General features: G+C 61.9%; 16 protein-coding genes. 5 read left to right on the top strand and 11 right to left on the bottom strand.

Annotation, left to right across the window (positions count from 1 at the left end; translation table 11 throughout):
* Positions 1-46: 46 nt before the first annotated feature.
* The 7 genes from I9018_RS23385 to arsC form a co-directional block, all read right to left on the bottom strand.
* On the bottom strand, positions 47-1,582 hold the full coding sequence (locus tag I9018_RS23385) for a glycosyltransferase family 39 protein (RefSeq protein ID WP_241107621.1): 1,536 nt from the start codon (positions 1,580-1,582) through the stop codon (positions 47-49).
* Between the two features lie 121 nt (positions 1,583-1,703).
* Positions 1,704-3,437 (bottom strand): lipid IV(A) 4-amino-4-deoxy-L-arabinosyltransferase, encoded by a 1,734-nt coding sequence (gene arnT / locus I9018_RS23380; protein WP_241107620.1) that lies wholly within the window; start codon positions 3,435-3,437, stop codon positions 1,704-1,706.
* A gap of 259 nt (positions 3,438-3,696) precedes the next feature.
* Complete coding sequence (locus tag I9018_RS23375; protein ID WP_225926503.1) at positions 3,697-4,218, bottom strand: histidine phosphatase family protein; 522 nt, start codon at positions 4,216-4,218, stop codon at positions 3,697-3,699.
* A 581-nt stretch (positions 4,219-4,799) separates the two neighbouring features.
* Entirely contained in the window at positions 4,800-5,471 is a 672-nt protein-coding gene (locus tag I9018_RS23370; RefSeq protein WP_068587539.1) for a DNA-3-methyladenine glycosylase I, read from the bottom strand.
* A gap of 117 nt (positions 5,472-5,588) precedes the next feature.
* The gene (locus tag I9018_RS23365) at positions 5,589-6,011 is read right to left on the bottom strand and encodes a DUF2069 domain-containing protein (protein ID WP_068587537.1); all 423 of its coding nucleotides are present in this window, start codon (positions 6,009-6,011) and stop codon (positions 5,589-5,591) included.
* Positions 5,995-6,609, bottom strand: coding sequence for an NAD(P)H:quinone oxidoreductase (gene wrbA / locus I9018_RS23360; RefSeq protein ID WP_068587535.1), 615 nt, complete (start codon positions 6,607-6,609; stop codon positions 5,995-5,997). The genes I9018_RS23365 and wrbA overlap by 17 nt, the downstream gene beginning before the upstream one ends.
* Positions 6,606-6,959 carry an arsenate reductase (glutaredoxin) gene (arsC, locus tag I9018_RS23355; RefSeq protein ID WP_241107619.1) on the bottom strand — a complete coding sequence of 118 codons (354 nt, stop codon included), beginning with the start codon at positions 6,957-6,959 and terminating at the stop codon, positions 6,606-6,608. The genes wrbA and arsC overlap by 4 nt, the downstream gene beginning before the upstream one ends.
* Before the next feature lie 137 nt (positions 6,960-7,096).
* Here arsC and I9018_RS23350 point away from each other — a divergent pair, with 137 nt between their 5' ends.
* Positions 7,097-7,558, top strand: a complete 462-nt coding sequence (locus tag I9018_RS23350; protein ID WP_068587531.1) for a TlpA disulfide reductase family protein — start codon at positions 7,097-7,099, stop codon at positions 7,556-7,558.
* Between the two features lie 32 nt (positions 7,559-7,590).
* On the opposite strand, the gene I9018_RS23345 is transcribed toward I9018_RS23350, so the two are convergent.
* The 4 genes from I9018_RS23345 to I9018_RS23330 all read right to left on the bottom strand — a co-directional run bounded on the left by I9018_RS23345 (position 7,591) and on the right by I9018_RS23330 (position 12,327).
* Positions 7,591-7,995, bottom strand: a complete 405-nt coding sequence (locus tag I9018_RS23345) for an META domain-containing protein (RefSeq protein WP_068587528.1) — start codon at positions 7,993-7,995, stop codon at positions 7,591-7,593.
* Positions 7,992-8,429, bottom strand: coding sequence for a hypothetical protein (locus tag I9018_RS23340; RefSeq protein ID WP_068587525.1), 438 nt, complete (start codon positions 8,427-8,429; stop codon positions 7,992-7,994). The genes I9018_RS23345 and I9018_RS23340 overlap by 4 nt, the downstream gene beginning before the upstream one ends.
* A gap of 90 nt (positions 8,430-8,519) precedes the next feature.
* Entirely contained in the window at positions 8,520-9,509 is a 990-nt protein-coding gene (locus tag I9018_RS23335) for a 2-hydroxyacid dehydrogenase (protein ID WP_241107618.1), read from the bottom strand.
* A 64-nt stretch (positions 9,510-9,573) separates the two neighbouring features.
* Complete coding sequence (locus tag I9018_RS23330) at positions 9,574-12,327, bottom strand: response regulator (protein WP_068587520.1); 2,754 nt, start codon at positions 12,325-12,327, stop codon at positions 9,574-9,576.
* Between the two features lie 213 nt (positions 12,328-12,540).
* Here I9018_RS23330 and I9018_RS23325 point away from each other — a divergent pair, with 213 nt between their 5' ends.
* The 4 genes from I9018_RS23325 to rlmD all read left to right on the top strand — a co-directional run bounded on the left by I9018_RS23325 (position 12,541) and on the right by rlmD (position 16,995).
* Complete coding sequence (locus I9018_RS23325; RefSeq protein WP_068587518.1) at positions 12,541-13,263, top strand: response regulator transcription factor; 723 nt, start codon at positions 12,541-12,543, stop codon at positions 13,261-13,263.
* Positions 13,250-14,623, top strand: a complete 1,374-nt coding sequence (locus tag I9018_RS23320) for a sensor histidine kinase (RefSeq protein ID WP_241107617.1) — start codon at positions 13,250-13,252, stop codon at positions 14,621-14,623. Before I9018_RS23325 ends, I9018_RS23320 begins: the two co-directional genes overlap by 14 nt.
* Before the next feature lie 117 nt (positions 14,624-14,740).
* Entirely contained in the window at positions 14,741-15,643 is a 903-nt protein-coding gene (gene cysM, locus I9018_RS23315) for a cysteine synthase CysM (protein ID WP_068587579.1), read from the top strand.
* On the top strand, positions 15,643-16,995 hold the full coding sequence (gene rlmD, locus I9018_RS23310) for a 23S rRNA (uracil(1939)-C(5))-methyltransferase RlmD (RefSeq protein WP_241107616.1): 1,353 nt from the start codon (positions 15,643-15,645) through the stop codon (positions 16,993-16,995). Before cysM ends, rlmD begins: the two co-directional genes overlap by 1 nt.
* Positions 16,996-16,998 lie beyond the last annotated feature (3 nt).

Below are 16,998 nucleotides of genomic sequence, written 5' to 3'. Positions count from 1 at the left end.
CCAGCGTTGTGCCGTGCCTCCAGGAGAGCAGGCACGGCGCTTTCGTTCATGCCCCTGGCTGGCGAGGGATGAAGGCCATGTTGCCTTGCGCCGGCTTCTTGGCCAGTCGTTCGCCATTGGTGGGAAGGGTCGGGACCAGCTGGTGATCCTGGCCCAGGTAATCGAGCAACTGCGGCCCTTTCTTGCTCTGTGCCACGAAGATCAGCGTACGTTGGGGATCCCAATGCTGGCCGCTGGTCTTGTCCAGCCAGGCCATGAAGTCGGCACTGCTGCCGGTCTTCGGGAAGTCCTGGGTTTGCGCCACATAGTAGAACGGCGCCCCCTGGTTCTGCAGGTACATCGGCAGCTTGTTATCGACCTCCACCATCACCATTCGCCACTGGTTCCAGGGGGCGATGCGACTCGCTTCGCTCCTCACCTGCGCCGCGAACTGGATCACCCCGCCGCCCCCGTTGCTCCAGGGATAGGCGATGCCCAGCACCAGCAGCATGACCATGGCCGCGCTGGCAAAGCCCAGGGTCCAGCCACGGCGTCGATCCTTGCCGCTGGCGCGTCCTTGTTCCAGGCGTCGGCTCAACCACCAGGCGGCCAGGAGCTGGGCAAAGGGTACAAGCGGCAGGACATAGTAGCTGCGCCGGCTGCCACTGGCGGTAAAGAACAGGAACAGCAGGCCCAGGGCCCATACCAACCAGCGTTCATTCGGTTGCAATTGGCGCCAGTGCCTGGCAGCCACCCATAGCGCGAGAACCCAGTAGGGAGCCCAGGGCAAGGTGTAGAGCGGCAGGTAGATCAGGTAGGTGTAGATCGGGCCGACATGGTCGAACGGATCGAAGAAGCGCACCACGTTTTCGCGAAATACCAGGCTCAGGCCGCTTTCCCCCGAGTTTGGGGTGCCGTACAGGTGCGAAAGCAGGAACGGCGTCATGTAGAGCAGCCCTGCGATCAGCAGGGCCAGGCATAGACGCAGGTTGAGATGGCGTTTCCAGCGCCCTTGGTCGAGCAGGTGGGGCAGCAGGACCAGCCCCGGCAGGACAAAACCGATCAGGCCCTTGAACAGGGAGGTGGCCGCCAGTAACAGGAAGAACACGGTGTAGCGCCCTAGCCGGGTGTCCTCGGGGCCGCGCCAGTACCACCATACCGCGGCCAACACCCCGCACACCGTGAGAATGTCGGCGGTTGCCACCCGGGCCCAGAAGGCAAAATAGAAGGTGGTAGCCAGCATCCAGCCGGCGATCAGGCCGGTGCCTTTGCGAAACAGCTGCTCGCCCAGCAGGTACACCAGCCAGATGCTCAGCCAGGCGGCGAGTACCGAGGACAGGCGCAGCGACCAATGTCCCAGTCCGCCCGTCAGCCAGGTGCTGGCGACAATCAGCCAGTAGGAGGGCAAGGGCTTGTCGTAATAGGGGCTGCCTTTGAGGTAGGGGTCGAAGTAATCACCGCTCTGCAACATCTGCAGGACGATGTTGGCCCAACGGGTTTCAGGGCCCCATAGCTCGCGCGAGCCGAGGCCAAGGAGCAGGATCAGGGCAGACACGCCGAGCAGCAGGACCAGGGCCTTGCGCTCACTGTTGCAGATCTTCATGGATACAGTTCCGTGGAGGAGGCCGGGAGGAGCGGTATTGCATCGCCGTCAGGGCGCCTTGAAAAAACGCCAGCACCGACCGAAGCCGACGCTGACGTCGTGAGGTATCAGGCAGCGGCAATCAAGGCTGGGCCGATGGCAGGATCATGATGACCATGTTGCCTTGCGTATAGCGCTTGCCACCTGTGGGAAGCAGGGCGATCTCCTGGTTTTCCAAGACATCCTTGACTCGCATGACTACGCCGACCGTCCCCTGCTTGCGTGCTTCGTTCATCCATTGGCCGATGTTGGCCATGCTGACCTTGCGTTGTTCCGAATCAGAATATGTCAGGCCATATTTCAATTCGCCTTCAGTGTTGTATAGCGTCACGTCCGGGCGCCGCAGACGCCAGGCCAGGGCGGAGGCCGCCCCCAGATCGTTGCTCAGCAATGTCGTGGTCTGCTTGAGTTCCTCCAGGTGTTCCTTGATGAACTGGTCGGGCATCTTGTTATGGACGATCACGGCGGGCATGCCTGCGGGTAGCAGCGCCACCAGCAGCCAGATCCCCAGGGCTGGTGCGGCCCAGTACTGCAAGGGCCTGGAGGCGGGCAGCAGGTTGGCGATGATCCAGCCCATGAGCATGATGAACACCAGGGACAGGCTGAGCATTTCATCGTGTTCGTACACGGGGCGAGTGATCTGCAGTACGACCAGCGTGATCAGCGCTCCCACGCCAATCAGCAGGTTGAGCAGGCTATTGAGACGAACCTCTCGGGTCTTGCCAGCGCCGATTCGCTCGATTAGCGCATGCGCCATGAGAATGGCCAGGGGCAACAGGCACGGCATGATGTAGGTCGGCAGCTTGCCACGGCTGAGGCTGAAAAATACCAGTGGCAGCAACATCCACAGCAGCAGGAAACCGCTTGCAGCCTGGCGCTTGTCCTTCCAGGCCTGGATCATCGTGCCAGGCAGCAGGGCGGCCCAAGGCAGGCTGGAGGCGGCCAGCAAAGGCAGGTAGAACCACCAGGGACGGGTGTGCTGGGCATTCTCGGCAGCAAAGCGGCGGATGTGTTCATGCCAGAAGAAGAAGCGCCAGAAGTCCGGTTCATGGGCATGGATGCTCAATACCCAGGGCAGGCTGATGAGGATGGCGACCGCTACTGCGACCAGGCCATAGCGCAGCAGCTCACCGAGACGGCGCTGCCACAACATGTAGGGCAAGGCGATCAGTACCGGCAGTAGCCAGGCCAGGAAGCCCTTGGTCATGAAGCCCATTGCGCAGGCCGCGCCCAGCAGGGCCCAGGCCAGCAAGCGTGAGCGAGTACTCCGAGCATCCAGGGCGAACCACAGTGCGACCAGGCTCAGGTTGACCCATAAGGTGAATTGCGGATCGAGGTTGGAGTAGCCGGCTTGCCCGGCAATCAGGCCAAAGCTCATGTACAGCAAGGCGGCGGCAAAGCTCTTGCGTGGGTCGTTCCACATTCGGCGCGTGATGAGGAAGGCCAGGATCACGCTCAAGCCCGTGCTTACAGCTGAAGCGACCCGTACTCCGAACAGGTTGTCACCGAATACCGCCTGGCCGATCGCGATCATCCAATAGCCGGCAATAGGCTTTTCGAAATAACGGATGCCCATGAAATGAGGGGAGACCCAGTCGCCGCGCAGCAGCATTTCCTGGCTGATCTGTGCATAGCGGGTTTCATCGGGGATCCACAGGCCGTGGGCGGTCAGTGGCAACAAGTAGAACAGGCCGAAGGCGAGCAGCAACAAAGGCAGTGCCCAGCGTTGGAGGATGCCGTATGTACTCCCGCCCACGGTATAGCCAGATGACGTGGTGCTTGATCCATAAGCTTGGGGTGGTGACGTGCGGTGCATTTGTGTCCTCGAAGTCGTCGGCAGATAGCCTGGGTGTTACTTGCAGCAAGTGCTACTGGTAGACCTGCTATTGATGTTGAACCTGTAGTTTCTCAAGCCGCAAAAGTTCGAGGCCATCGCACCGTTCAGGTGATGTGATCCCGTTGTAAGTTCTGTTGCTCGTTGTTCTGCTTAGTACAAGAATGAATAAAGTCAATTAGGTAACTAACGAGTGTGTCTATTTGCTGGGAAAAAACTGTTGAGATGTTGTAAAAAAGCGTTACAAGTTGGTCGGTGAGTGTTCGATGGCCTGCTGCCAGTCTTCGGCACTGATGGTCCCCAGTATATGCAGCGTACCGTCACTGTTTTGGGTAACGAACAGCGAACTGTTGTACTTACTATGCAGGGCATGTTCGAAACCCAACTGGCTTTCCAGGTCGCTGATGCAATCACTGTGGGTGACCAATACCAAGTTACGCCTGGCGTTCTTGTGCGCCTTGATCACATCGCCGAAATCCGCACCGCAGTTGAGTAACCAATCCTGGGTCGGCACTGCTTGGTTGAACATCAGGTCTGCTGTCTGTCGGGTGCGCGTGGCCGGGCTGCTGACGATATCGGTGGTTTCCAGGCCGAGTGAGCGAAATGCCCGGCCCAGCCCGCTGGAGGTGGTGCTGCCAAGCTGGGTGATGCCGTCGGCGGGGCCCAGGCAGGGATTGGCGGAGCGGTCGCACCGTTCGGCATGGCGTACCAGGGCGATTACCTCGCCGCTTTTCCAGTGGCGGTAGACGCCAGCGCTTTCCATTTGGTTGCCAACACCCAGGTCCAGAGGCGTTCCGGGCCACAGGACGAAACCGCTGACGAGGGCAGCGAGGGTTATCGCACTCGCCCAGGCGATGATCCTGCGGGATCGGCTTAGCGACGGACGCTGGGGAGGAGTACCGGGTTTAACAGTGTTGATCACTTCGCTTACCTGAACTGTTTTTGGATAAGGACTTGTCATTCGGGTTGGAGCTGGTGTTCTGAAAAAGACCGGTGTCGGGCCCGCCCTGCAATTGATGGCCAATTTAGGACCGGGCAAGTAGGCGAAGAGTGAAAGCAATGTGAAAAAAACGAATGAGCGATAGAGACTAGTTAAGAGTCTGACAGCTGTCGTTCAGGTTTTGACTGGATCAATGCTTTTTCGCCGGGCACGCACCACTGTTGACTGGTGGTCTTAATCGTTGTGGTAATTGCCGGATGAACTGTATCTGATCGGAAACAGTGGGTGAGAAATCCCCGCATTTAGTTCAGCTTATTGTCAGCTTGAATGATTGCGCGGGATGAAGAGGGAAGTTCCCTGCCCGTTGCGGGCAAGGAATCATGGAAGCGCCAGGGGGGCAGTATTCAGTGATTGACCGTGTAGGCCAGCATTGCCGACAACTGGCAGAGCGGACGGCCGCTTTCCTGTTGCCATTGATTGAACACATCTTGTACCAGGGCCTGGTCGCGCTTGCTGCTGGGGACCTTGTCGATGATGTTCTGGGCATTGAGGGCGGCCACCACGTCCCAGGTGGGAATGAACGTGTCCTTGCCCACCATGCGCAGGAAGCGTGGAGCCGATAGTCCGCCCAGCTGATTGCCATGCTTGGCCAGGTACTGCCACAGCCCGGTGATGTCCTGTACCGGCCAGTCGGCGATGAACTGACCGAAGCTTGCGTGCTGCTGTTCCACATCGAGGATCATCTGGGCGTTGCGGGGCACGCTCTTGAGCTTGCCCAGGTGACGAATGATCCGTGTGTCCTGCATCAGGCGCTCAAGGTGCTCGGCCCCCATCAGCACCACCTTGTGAGGGTCGAAGCCGAAGAAAACCTGCTCGAAGGCCGGCCATTTGGCGTCCACCAGGCTGTGTTTCAGTCCGGCGCGAAACACTCGCAAGGCGAGGGTCGACAAATAGCGGTCGGCACTCAAGGCGCGTAGGGCGTCGTCGCTGGCGGGAGTCGGTAGCCGCTCCTCAAGGGCCGCTACGGAGCCGAAGCGGTTGAGACAGTATTCGTTGAGCCATTTGTAGTCGTGCATGCCTGCTCCGGGTCGGTTCGCAAGTGTCGTTCAGCGGGTTGCCCTGCAAGGTGGGTGGCAGGGTGCGGTTACAGGCACCCCGGGTGTGCAAGATCCCGGGGCTGCCTGGAGGCCGGATCAGGCCGGGTTGGCACCTTCGCCAGCAAGCCTGCGGTTGAGCTGGAAGCGCCAGCGTACATAGAGCAGTGATGAGGTGAACACTGCAAGGCTGGCGAACATTTCCAGCAGGCCGAACATCTGGCGGTTGGGGTCGTAGGCGGCCAGGGCCCCCTTGATGAAGTACAGGTTGACCACGAAGCACATCCACGAATGGCCGCGGGCACTGCCGCTGAGCATGCCAGGAGCCATCAGCAGCAGGGGGATCAGCTCGATCAGCAGGATTACCCAGGGGCGGGCCCCGTGCAGGTCGGCTACCAGCAGGTAGTAGATGCCGAGCAGGCCCACCAGGCCAAAGAAACACACCAGGCTAAGGATGCGGGCAATCCGCACCCGGGGTTCCAGCCACTGTACTTCGGGCAGGATCTTAGGCTTCTTGGCCACGGTCGTTCCCCAGCTTTTGCGCGGTTTTTGCCACGCGCAGGCCCAGGGCCCGGCACAGCGCGATCTCATGTTCGTCCAGAGGGCTCTTGCCGTCGGCACCGGCATGATGACTGGCGCCATAGGGAGTACCGCCGCCACGAGTCTCCAGCAGGGCCGATTCGCTGTATGGCAGGCCGGTGATCAGCATGCCGTGGTGCAGCAGTGGCAGCATCATCGACAGCAGGGTGGCCTCCTGGCCGCCGTGCAGGCTGGCTGTGGAGGTGAACACGCCTGCCGGCTTGCCCACCAGGGCTCCGGTCAGCCACAGGTTGCTGGTGCCGTCGAGGAAGTACTTGAGTGGCGCGGCCATGTTGCCGAAACGGGTAGGGCTGCCCATGACCAGGCCCGAACAGTGCTTCAGGTCGTCGAGGCTGGCATAGAGCGCTCCGCTGTCGGGAATCGCGGGTGCCACGGCTTCGCATTCGGCGGAAATGGCCGGGACAGTCCGCAGGCGTGCTTCCATGCCTGCCTGCTCGATACCCCGGGCGATCTGCCGGGCCATCTCGCTGGTGGAGCCGTTGCGGCTGTAGTACAGGACCAGGATGTACGGGGTGCTCAAGGCAGGATCTCCAGTACATTTTCTGGGGGACGACCAATGATGGCCTTGTCGCTGGTCTCCAGGACCGGTCGCTCCATGAGTTTCGGATGCTGGGCGATGGCAGCGATCAGCTGTTCTTCGCTGAGGCTGGTATCAGCCAGGCCCAGGCTCTTGTACTCGTCCTCACCGGTGCGCAGCAACTGGCGTGCGCTGAGGCCGAGCTTGTCCAGCAGAGCGTGCAGGCGAGTGGCATCCAAAGGGGTTTCCAGGTAGCGGACCACGGTCGGAGCCAGGCCGCGTTGTTCCAGCAGCTCCAGTGCCGCGCGGGATTTCGAGCAGCGTGGGTTGTGATAAAGCGTCAGGTCGGTCATGTGTGGGTCGCATCTTGCGTAAGGTGGCGGCTATTCTACCCGCGCGACCGGCTCTCCTGAACCTCGAGAGTCGATAGGTCGCAGCGATTATCGTCAGGTGATCATCTTTTAGACACGTTCAACGACAGGAAACAGGCATGACAAGGCAACTGGCTGCAGTATTGGCGATCATCACAACCCTGCTGCTAAGTGGTTGTGGCAACGATTACGGGGTCGACCAGCATGGCCAGAAAGTCGCTGCCGAACGCCTGGACAAGCAGTGGCTGGTGCTCAACTACTGGGCGGAGTGGTGTGGGCCATGCCGCACCGAGGTTCCCGAATTGAATGCCTTGAACGAGCAGCTCAAGGGGCAGGCGACCGTGCTGGGGGTCAACTTCGATAACGTGCAGGGCGAGGAGCTCAAGAGCGCCAGTGAGAAGCTGGGGATCAAGTTCACCGTGCTGGCCCAGGACCCGGCGCAGGTCTTCGACCTGCCGCGCAGCGAAGCGCTGCCCGTGACCTATATCATCGATGACAAGGGCAAGGTGCGTGAGCAGTTGCTGGGCGAGCAGACCGCGGCGGGAGTGCTGGCGAAGCTACAGGCCTTGCGCGGCCATTGATGGGGCAAGCCTGTGTTACCACAGGCTTACTGTCAGCCTTCTTCCAGCCACCAGCGTAGCGGCTTGCCTTCGGCAGGCCAGAAGCGCACTTGCTCGATGGGCGAGATATCCCAGCGTTCGACGGTCTGCAAGGCCTGGAGAAAGCGTCGCTCCTGCTCCATCAACGCCGGAGCGCAGAGCTTGCGGGTGCTGCCGATCTTGCCGAAGGTGAGTTTTTCGCCATCCAGGGTATAGGGTGCGAACCAGTGGTTGCAGCCGCCATTGCCATAGGCCCGGCCATCCTCGCCGAGGGTGATGGTCAGGTGGCTGTAGTCGATGAGCGGGCGTTCACCGATCCATTCCAGGATATAGCTGCGATCCTGCTGCAACTTCAGCGGTTCGGCGGCGCAACCCAGCAGGCCGGCGCCGAATGCCACGGCCAGCGCCAGGCGTTTCATTGGCCGCTCTGCCGGCATTTCGGGCACAGGTGGCGCTCGCCTTCACTGCTCCAGCCAAGTTCGGCAATCCGAGCGCTGGCGGCGCTCTTGCGGGCCTTCTCGCCAAGCTTGGCGTCCACTGCGAACTCAAAGTCCAGCTGCACGGCGCAACTGTCGCAATTGACCTGCCATTGATGAATGGCCAACTCACCGAATACCGGGCCGCTGGCCACCGCGACCCATTGGCCGACCGGGTTGATCAGGTGGCGGACGGTGTCCACGGTCAGGCGCATGGACAAATCCTTGCTGCCTTTGAGGGTGACCACCAGCACGTCGTTGGCACGGATCGAGCCACCGTTGCCGGTGACTTGATAGCGGCCCGGTACCAGGGCACGGCATTCGATCAGGGTGTGTTGCGGGCTCATCAGGGTGTAGCGGAAATCGTGTTCGACCATGGGTCCTCCAAATCTGCCGCGTATGCTAGCACGGGGCCTGGCGTCTCAGGTCGCGGGCTGGCGACCTTCGATCAGGACACGGCGCCGGCTTCAGCCATGGACCAGGTTCTGTGCTTGCCCCGCGATCCAACTGGCGATGTTGTGCAAGGTGGTGTCGGCAATCGCCGCCAGGGCTTCGCGGGTCAGAAATGCCTGGTGCGCGGTGACAATCACGTTGGGAAAGGTCAGCAGCCTGGCCAGGACGTCATCCTGCAACGGCAGGTCGGAGCGATCTTCGAAGAACAGTTGGGCCTCTTCTTCATAGACATCCAGGCCCAGGTAGCCCAATTGGCCGCTCTTGAGAGCCTCGATCAGGGCGGGGGTATCCACCAGGCCGCCGCGACCGGTATTGATCAGCATCGCCCCTGGCTGCATCTGCGCCAGGCTCTGCGGGTTGATCAAGTAGCGGCTGGCGTCGGTAAGTGGGCAGTGCAGGCTGATGATCTGCGCTTGGGCCAGCAGTTCCGGCAGTTCCATGTAGCGCGCGCCCAGGGCTTGTACCGCAGGGTTGGGGTAGGGGTCGTAGGCCAGCAACTGGCAGCCGAAGCCGGCCATGATGCGCGCGAACGTAGCGCCGATCTGCCCGGTGCCGACGACTCCCACGGTCTTGCCCACGAGGTCGAAGCCGGTGAGGCCGTGCAGTGTGAAATCGCCTTCGCGCGTACGGTTATAGGCCCGATGCAAACGGCGGTTCAGCGCCAGGATCAAGGCCACGGCGTGCTCGGCCACGGCATGGGGCGAATAGGCCGGGACCCGCACCACATCCAGGCCCAGGCGTTTGGCTGCGGGTAGATCGACATGGTTGTAGCCCGCCGAGCGCAAGGCGATCAGCCGCGTGCCGCCGGCAGCCAGTTGTTCGAGCACCGGTGCGCTCAAGTCGTCGTTGATAAAGGCACAGACCACTTCATGGCGCTCGGCCAGGGGCGCGGTATCCAGGCTCAGGCGGGCGGCCTGGAATTGCAGTTCGATGCCGGCCGGCAGAGGGGCGTCGAGAAAGCTCTCGCGATCATAGTTCTGGCTGCTGAAAAGAATCGTACGCATGGCTGCATCCTTGTTCGAAGGCGCCCAGGATGAGGCCGGGACGCCGGGCGGTTCTTGCCCTGGATCAGGCCTTGACTCGTGCTTCGCTGTTCAGGCGGTCGATGGCATGGTCCAGCTCGTCCAGGGCAGCGAAGGCCTTGGCGTCCTCCTGCTTGAGCAGGGTTTCGCTGCGCTGGCAGGCGGCACGCAACTGCGGTACTCCGCAATATCGGGTGGCGCCGTGCAGCCGATGGACCCGTTCGATGAGGGCGCTGTGGTCATTGGCTGCTCGTGCGGCATTGATCGCCTCGCGGTCGGCCTCCAGGGACGCCAGCAGCATGGCCAGCATGTCGGCTGCCAGATCGGCTTTGCCTGCTGCCAGGCGCAGGCCTTCTTCCTGATCCAGCACCTGCAGCTCCAGGCTCAGTTCCTGGCGTTCGCCGGGGCGCTCTGTCCCCTGGTTGCGCAAGGCCAAGCCGGTCCACTTGAGAACTACCTGGGCCAGCTGGCGTTCGCTGATGGGCTTGGTCAGGTAGTCATCCATGCCGCTTTGCAACAGGGCGCGCTTTTCGTTGGCCATGGCGTGTGCCGTCAGGGCGACGATGGGCAGCGGCGTACCGTGGCGCTCGCTTTCCCATTGGCGGATGGCCTCGGTGCTTTGCCGACCGTCCATGCCAGGCATCTGTACGTCCATCATTACCAGGTCGAACGGCTCCTGCTGGATGGCATTCAAGGCGGCAAAACCGTTGTCCACCGCCTGGACCTTGGCACCCATGTCCTGGAGCAAGGTCTGGATCAGCAGCAGGTTGGCCGGGTTGTCATCTACGCACAGCACGCGCGGGGCACGGCTGGAGATACTTTCTTCCGGCTCAGTACGAGGTCGGCGTGGCGTGACCAGGTCGGACAGCGCCCGGCGCAGCTTGCGAGTACAAGCAGGCTTGGCCTGCAACTGGCTGTGGGGATTGGGCACTGACAGTTGGAAGAGCGACTGTTCGGTGGTCGGGCACAGGACAAGCACCTTGCAGCCCAGGTGTTCCAGATCCCAGATGTGCTGGCTCAGGCGTTCGGGCGCCATGTCGTTGGTGGTGATGCCGAGCACCGCCAGGTCAATGGCCTGGTCGCTCTGATGGACGCCGGTAATGCCGTTGGTCAGGGCTTCCAGGGTATTGAAGGGTGTTACTTCCAGTCCGCAGTCTTCCAACTGGTGCTGCAAGGCCTGGCGGGCCAGCTCGTGGTTTTCCAGGACGGCCACGCGCCGTCCCAGCAGTGGCGGTGCAGGCAGGTCCTCGGCGTCGTCGCGAGCCTTGGGCAGGCTCAGGCTGATCCAGAACTCGGAACCTTCCCCAGGCGTGCTGTCGACGCCGATCTCGCCACCCATCTGTTCGATCAGGCGCTTGGAAATCACCAGCCCGAGGCCGGTACCGCCGGGTTGCCGCGACAGCGAGTTGTCGGCCTGGCTGAAGGCCTGGAACAGGGCGCGGACATCCTGGTTCGACAAGCCGATGCCGGTGTCCTGGATGCTGATACGCAGTTGCACGCTGTCTTCGTGTTCTTCCTCGAGCATGGCCCGGGCGACGATGGTGCCTTCGCGGGTGAACTTGATCGCGTTGCTGACCAGGTTGGTGAGGATCTGCTTGAGGCGCAGCGGGTCGCCCACCAGCGAGAGTGGCGTGTCGCGGTACACCAGGCTGACCAGCTCAAGCTGCTTGGCGTGGGCCGCTGGAGCGAGGATGGTCAGGGTGTCTTGCAGCAAGTCCCGCAGGTTGAACGGGATGTTGTCGAGGACCAGCTTGCCGGCCTCGATTTTCGAGAAGTCGAGGATTTCGTTGATGATACCCAGCAGGCTGTCGGCAGATTTCTCGATGGTGCCCAGATAATCCAGCTGGCGCGGGGTCAGTTCGCTTTTCTGCAACAGGTGGGTGAAGCCGAGGATGCCGTTGAGCGGCGTGCGGATCTCGTGGCTCATGTTGGCCAGGAACTCGGATTTGATCCGGCTGGCTTCCAGGGCCTCCTTGCGTGCCAGGTCCAGCTCAATGTTCTGGATCTCGATGGTCTCCAGGTTCTGGCGCACGTCTTCCGTGGCCTGGTCGATGCTGTGCTGCAATTCTTCCTGGGCATTTTGCAGGGTGCTGGCCATGCGATTGATGCCCGAGGCCAGGTCATCCAGCTCCTGGCTGCCCAAGGGTGGCAGGCGAGTTTCCAGGTTGCCGTCTTTCAATTGCGTCACGGCTAGCTTGATCTGGCTCAGCGGGTTGTTGATGGTCCGTCCCATGCGCACCGCCAGCAGGGCAGTGAGGGCCAGGCCGGAAGCGATCAGCAGCAGGCTGGCGAACAGGCTGCGATATCCACGCAGCAACATGCCGCTATGGGACAGCTCCAGCTCTACCCAGCCCAGGAGGCGGTCGGACTCATCGGGAATCAGATCGCCCGCAAGATTGCGATGACGGCCGAAGACCGGCATCTGGTAGCGGGTCGCGTCGTTGCCGCTGCGTTGCACCATGTGCGTGCTGTTACCCGCTGGTGCTGGATTGAGCATGCTGGGCCCGGCATGGGCGATGAGCGTGCGATCCGGGGCCAGCAGCGATACCGCGCGCACGTCCTCTTGTTCCAGGGCCTGGGTGGCGATGCGCTCAAGCATCTGGGTATTGCGATTGCCCATCGCCGGTGCCACCAGCGAGGCCAGTTGCTCGGCGATCATTTCTCCGCGCTGCAACAGTTGAGTCTGCAGATCAGAGAGCTGCATCCAGGTGAAGTAGCCGCCCAGCACCAGGGCCATCAGGCTGGTGGGTAGCAAGGTCAGCAATAGTACGCGGCCTTTGATTCCCAGTTTCTTGAGCACGCAACTCTCCTGCTTCCACGCGATTTTGATAGGTCGGAGGGCACGTCCATGATGTGCCGCTTGCGCAGTGTAACGATTTGCCGAAGGTCAATCTTGGCAAATTGTTTCGTCGACGCTGGCAGGAATTCAGAGGCGTGAGCAATCAAGGCATTGGTTGCCGTGATCCGGGCAATCTTGAATAATCGCTCAACTGAGAATCACTTGCACAAGCCAATGACTCCCGTATCTGTTGATCCGCCCCGTATCCTGGCCATTGAAGACGACCCCATACTCGGTGCCTATGTGCATGAGCAACTGGAGCGTTGCGGCTTTGCCGTGACTTGGTGCCGTAACGGCCAGGAAGGGCTGGACGTTGCTCTCCAGCAGCCTTTCGATGTGTTGCTGATGGATATCCTGCTACCGGGGATGGATGGGCTGACGGTGCTGACCCATTTGCGCAAGAGTCACTCGACCCCGGTGTTGTTGATGTCTGCCCTGGGAGCGGAGGCCGATCGCATCAGCGGTTTTCGCCTGGGAGCCGACGACTATCTGCCCAAGCCCTTCAGCATGGCCGAGCTGCGGGTGCGGATCGAAGCCATACTGCGGCGAGTGGCCCTGGATCGCCGACCCATGCCGCTGGCCCCCAGCAGTTGTGTCCAGAACCTGCGTTTCGATGATGAGCTGTGCGATGTGTTCTTTGCCCAGCAATGGGCCGGTCTGACTCGCAGTGAATATCGCTTGCTGGAGACGCTGCATCGCAATGCCGATGAAGTCTTGAGCAAGGCCTTCCTCTACCAGCATGTCTTGCAACGAGGGTACGCGGCCCATGATCGCAGCCTGGACATGCACGTCAGCCAGATTCGTCGCAAGCTCAAGGCCCTGGGCTACGGCGAGCGTGAGCTGCGTACTGTATGGGGCAAGGGCTACGTATTGAGTGCCGCCGATGAACTGGCCTGAGCTACCGGGCCGGCATTCGGTATTCTGGAAGCTGGCATTGCTGCTGGTCGCTTTTTGCCTGCTGATGATCTGGCTGAGCTGGTCCTGGGGGCGCTATGTCGAGCAAAGGAATCTCTACCTTTCCGATGAGGCCCGGGCCACCCTGGGGGCTTATGCCCGAGAGGCCGAGCAGGCCTGGAAGAGCGGCCAGCAAGCCGGCGTCGACGTCTGGATCCAGCAAATGGCCGGCCGGGAGAAGACCTGGGTCGGGGTCATCGGCAGCGACCTGCAATCGTTGAGCAGTTATCCCTTGAAGCCGATGGAGATCCAGCGCCTGACGTTCCTGCGAGGCGCCGACTGGCCGGTGAGCCGGCATGCCCGGAACTTGCCCTGGCTGAAGATCGCCTTTCCCGATGACCCCTCTGCCGGCAGCCTGGTGATCGAGCTGCCCCAGCGCTTCATGCCTGGCCGTTATCGGCTGTTCTGGCAGGTCATGACCAATGGCGTGATCCCTGGTTTCTTCACCTTGCTGCTATGTGTCGGCCTGTACCGCCTGCTGGTGGTGCCGCTCAATCAGCTGCGCGAACAGGCCAATGCCTGGCGAGCGGAGCAGCTCAATGTCCGGCTTTCCAGCGAAACCACCTTGCGCAAGGATGAGCTGGGGGAATTGGGGCGGGCTTTCGACCAGATGTCCGAGCGCTTGCAAAGTACCGTCGCGACGCAACAGCAGCTGTTGCGGGATCTGTCCCATGAGCTGCGCACCCCTTTGAGTCGGTTGCGGGTGGCCTGTGAAGGTGAACAGGACTTGTCGGCCTTGCGCGAGCGCCTGGGGCGCGAGATCGACGGTATGCAGCGCCTGGTGGAAGACAGTTTGCAACTGGCCTGGCTGGATACCGAGCGGGCACCCCTGGCCGAGGAACAGATCCAGGTCCAGGCGCTGTGGGAAATGCTCAGCGAAAATGCCTGCTTCGAAAGTGGCTGGTCACCACGGCAATTGCGCTGCGAGCTGGTGGGCGATTGCTGGGTGCGCGGGCACCTCAATACCCTGGCCCAGGCCTTGGAGAATGTCCTGCGCAATGCCATCCGGCACTCTCCTGCCGGTGCCCAGGTCACGCTGGATGGGCGGCTCGAAGGGGAGTACTGGCACCTGTGGCTGGATGATCAGGGCAGTGGGGTGGCCGAGCAGGACCTGGAGCGGATTTTCGCAGCGTTCACCCGCCTGGATGGTTCGCGCCCAGGAGATGGCGGCTTCGGCCTGGGGTTGAGCATCGCGCGCAATGCGGTGCATCGCCAGGGTGGGCAGATCTGGGCGCAGAACCATGGACAAGGATTGCGTATTCACCTGCGCTTGAGAGCCGCAGCGTCGCAGGTCATGGCCTGACGCCAGCCGCTTGGTGGCTTATGCGAATTAGCCATAAGGCCCTCACTTTGCGTGATATGGCGCCAGGAGGTTTGCCGGTATGATAGGCGCCCCCGCAGTCTGGATTGCGAATACGCCATGACCTTGCAATACCCAACCATCGCCGATTGCGTCGGCAACACTCCGCTGGTTCGTTTGCAGCGCCTGCCTGGCGCCACCAGCAATACCCTGCTGCTCAAGCTTGAGGGCAACAACCCGGCGGGTTCGGTCAAGGACCGCCCGGCACTGTCGATGATTACCCGTGCCGAGTTGCGCGGGCAGATCCAGTCCGGCGACACGCTGATCGAGGCGACCTCGGGCAATACCGGTATCGCCCTGGCCATGGCTGCGGCGATCAAGGGCTACAAGATGATCCTGATCATGCCCGACAACTCCAGTGCCGAACGCAAGGCGGCGATGACTGCCTATGGTGCCGAGCTGATCCTGGTCAGCCAGGAAGAAGGCATGGAAGGCGCCCGTGACCTGGCCGAGCGGATGCAGGCCGAAGGGCGTGGCAAGGTCCTCGACCAGTTCGCCAATGGCGACAATCCCGAGGCCCACTACACAGGGACCGGCCCGGAGATCTGGCGCCAGACCCAGGGCAGCATCACCCACTTCATCAGCTCCATGGGCACCACCGGTACCATCATGGGGACTTCGCGCTACCTGAAGGAGCAGAACCCCCAGGTACAGATCGTCGGCCTGCAGCCGATGGAGGGCGCCGCCATTCCCGGTATTCGCCGCTGGCCCGAGGAGTACCTGCCGAAGATCTACCAGGCCAGCCGCGTCGATCGGATCGTCGATATGGCCCAGCGTGAGGCCGAGGACGTGACCCGGCGCCTGGCTCGCGAAGAAGGCATCTTCTGCGGTGTATCGTCCGGCGGTGCGGTGGCGGCGATGCTGCGCTTGTCCCGTGAGGTGGAAAACGCGGTCATGGTCGCGATCATCTGTGACCGTGGCGATCGTTACCTGTCGACCGGCATTTTCGATGCTCCCAACTGATGGCTAAGCACGAGAGAGGCCTGCGCTTCCAGCCAGCGGGCGGCACCCGCGCGCCACAGGTGCCGGTGGGCAAGAAACAGCGCCTGACCATCCAGCGCCTGGCCAATGACGGTCGTGGCATTGCATTCGTCGAGGGCCGCACCTGGTTCGTCAATGGCGCCCTGGCTGGCGAAGAGGTCGAGGCACGAGTCCTGGGCGCCCATGGCAAGGTGGTAGAGGCCCGGGCCGAGCGGATCTTCAATGCCAGCGAATTGCGTCGCCCTGCGGCCTGTGCCCACGCCGGTCGCTGTGGCGGTTGCAGCGTCCAGCATTTGCCCCACATTGAGCAGCTTGCCCTGAAACAGCGCATGCTCGCCGAGCAGTTGTCCAAGGTGGCGGGTGTCGAGCCCGAGGCCTGGGCCGCGCCCCTGAGCGGGCCGGAGTTCGGCTATCGGCGCCGGGCCCGTGTGGCGGTGCGCTGGGATGCCAGGGGCAAGCAGCTTGAAGTCGGTTTCCGTGCAGCCGGCAGCCAGGATATCGTCGCCATCGACGACTGCCCGGTGCTGGTACAGGCCTTGCAACCGATCATGAGCCGTTTGCCGGCCATGTTACGGCGCTTGAGCAAGCCTCAGGCGCTGGGCCATGTCGAGTTGTTCAGCGGTTCGGCCCTGGCCGTGTTGCTGCGGCATATGGCGCCGTTGTCCGAAGCCGACCTGGGGATTCTCAAGGACTTCTGCGATTTCCATCAGGCGCAGTTGTGGCTGCACGGTGAAGGCGAGCCGGAGCCATTCGATGCGTCCCAGACCCTGGGCTTTCGCCTGGAGTCGTGGGGCCTGCACCTGGCTTACCGGCCGGGGGATTTCGTTCAGGTCAATGCCGGGGTCAACGAAGCCATGGTGGCCCAGGCCCTGGAATGGCTGGCTCCGCAAGCTGGTGAGCGGGTGCTGGATCTGTTTTGCGGTCTGGGAAATTTTGCCTTGCCGCTGGCCCGGCAGGCTCGGGAAGTGGTTGCCGTGGAAGGCGTGGCGACCATGGTGGCGCGAGCGTCAGAGAATGCCGCCAGCAATAATTTGCATAACACCCGCTTTTTTCAAGCCGATTTATCCCAGCCTCTGGGTGCTGCCGAGTGGGTCGGTGAGGGGTTTTCTGCGGTACTCTTGGACCCACCCCGCGATGGTGCTTTCGAGGTGGTTCGCAAGCTTGCGGACTTGGGCGCCAAACGGTTGGTGTATGTGTCATGCAATCCGGCAACTTTGGCTCGTGACACGGTCGAACTGACCAGGCAGGGCTACAGGTTAAAACGTGCCGGGATTCTCGATATGTTTCCTCAAACGGCGCATGTCGAGGCCATGGCGTTATTCGAAGCGAGCTAGGAT

The organism is Pseudomonas sp. MPFS, from assembly GCF_022537035.1.
GTDB classification, from domain to species: domain Bacteria; phylum Pseudomonadota; class Gammaproteobacteria; order Pseudomonadales; family Pseudomonadaceae; genus Aquipseudomonas; species Aquipseudomonas sessilinigenes.
This window is presented reverse-complemented; position numbering and strand designations above follow the sequence as displayed.

Excerpts from the sequence above, each read along its gene's own strand:
- arnT (WP_241107620.1), bottom strand. The coding sequence starts at position 3,437 with ATGCACCGCACGTCACCACCCCAAGCTTATGGATCAAGCACCACGTCA.
- I9018_RS23350 (WP_068587531.1), top strand. The coding sequence starts at position 7,097 with ATGACAAGGCAACTGGCTGCAGTATTGGCGATCATCACAACCCTGCTG.
- I9018_RS23385 (WP_241107621.1), bottom strand. The coding sequence starts at position 1,582 with ATGAAGATCTGCAACAGTGAGCGCAAGGCCCTGGTCCTGCTGCTCGGC.
- I9018_RS23320 (WP_241107617.1), top strand. The coding sequence starts at position 13,250 with ATGAACTGGCCTGAGCTACCGGGCCGGCATTCGGTATTCTGGAAGCTG.
- I9018_RS23335 (WP_241107618.1), bottom strand. The coding sequence starts at position 9,509 with ATGCGTACGATTCTTTTCAGCAGCCAGAACTATGATCGCGAGAGCTTT.
- I9018_RS23340 (WP_068587525.1), bottom strand. The coding sequence starts at position 8,429 with ATGGTCGAACACGATTTCCGCTACACCCTGATGAGCCCGCAACACACC.
- I9018_RS23375 (WP_225926503.1), bottom strand. The coding sequence starts at position 4,218 with ATGGAAAGCGCTGGCGTCTACCGCCACTGGAAAAGCGGCGAGGTAATC.
- cysM (WP_068587579.1), top strand. The coding sequence starts at position 14,741 with ATGACCTTGCAATACCCAACCATCGCCGATTGCGTCGGCAACACTCCG.
- arsC (WP_241107619.1), bottom strand. The coding sequence starts at position 6,959 with ATGACCGACCTGACGCTTTATCACAACCCACGCTGCTCGAAATCCCGC.
- I9018_RS23325 (WP_068587518.1), top strand. The coding sequence starts at position 12,541 with ATGACTCCCGTATCTGTTGATCCGCCCCGTATCCTGGCCATTGAAGAC.
- rlmD (WP_241107616.1), top strand. The coding sequence starts at position 15,643 with ATGGCTAAGCACGAGAGAGGCCTGCGCTTCCAGCCAGCGGGCGGCACC.
- I9018_RS23345 (WP_068587528.1), bottom strand. The coding sequence starts at position 7,995 with ATGAAACGCCTGGCGCTGGCCGTGGCATTCGGCGCCGGCCTGCTGGGT.
- I9018_RS23370 (WP_068587539.1), bottom strand. The coding sequence starts at position 5,471 with ATGCACGACTACAAATGGCTCAACGAATACTGTCTCAACCGCTTCGGC.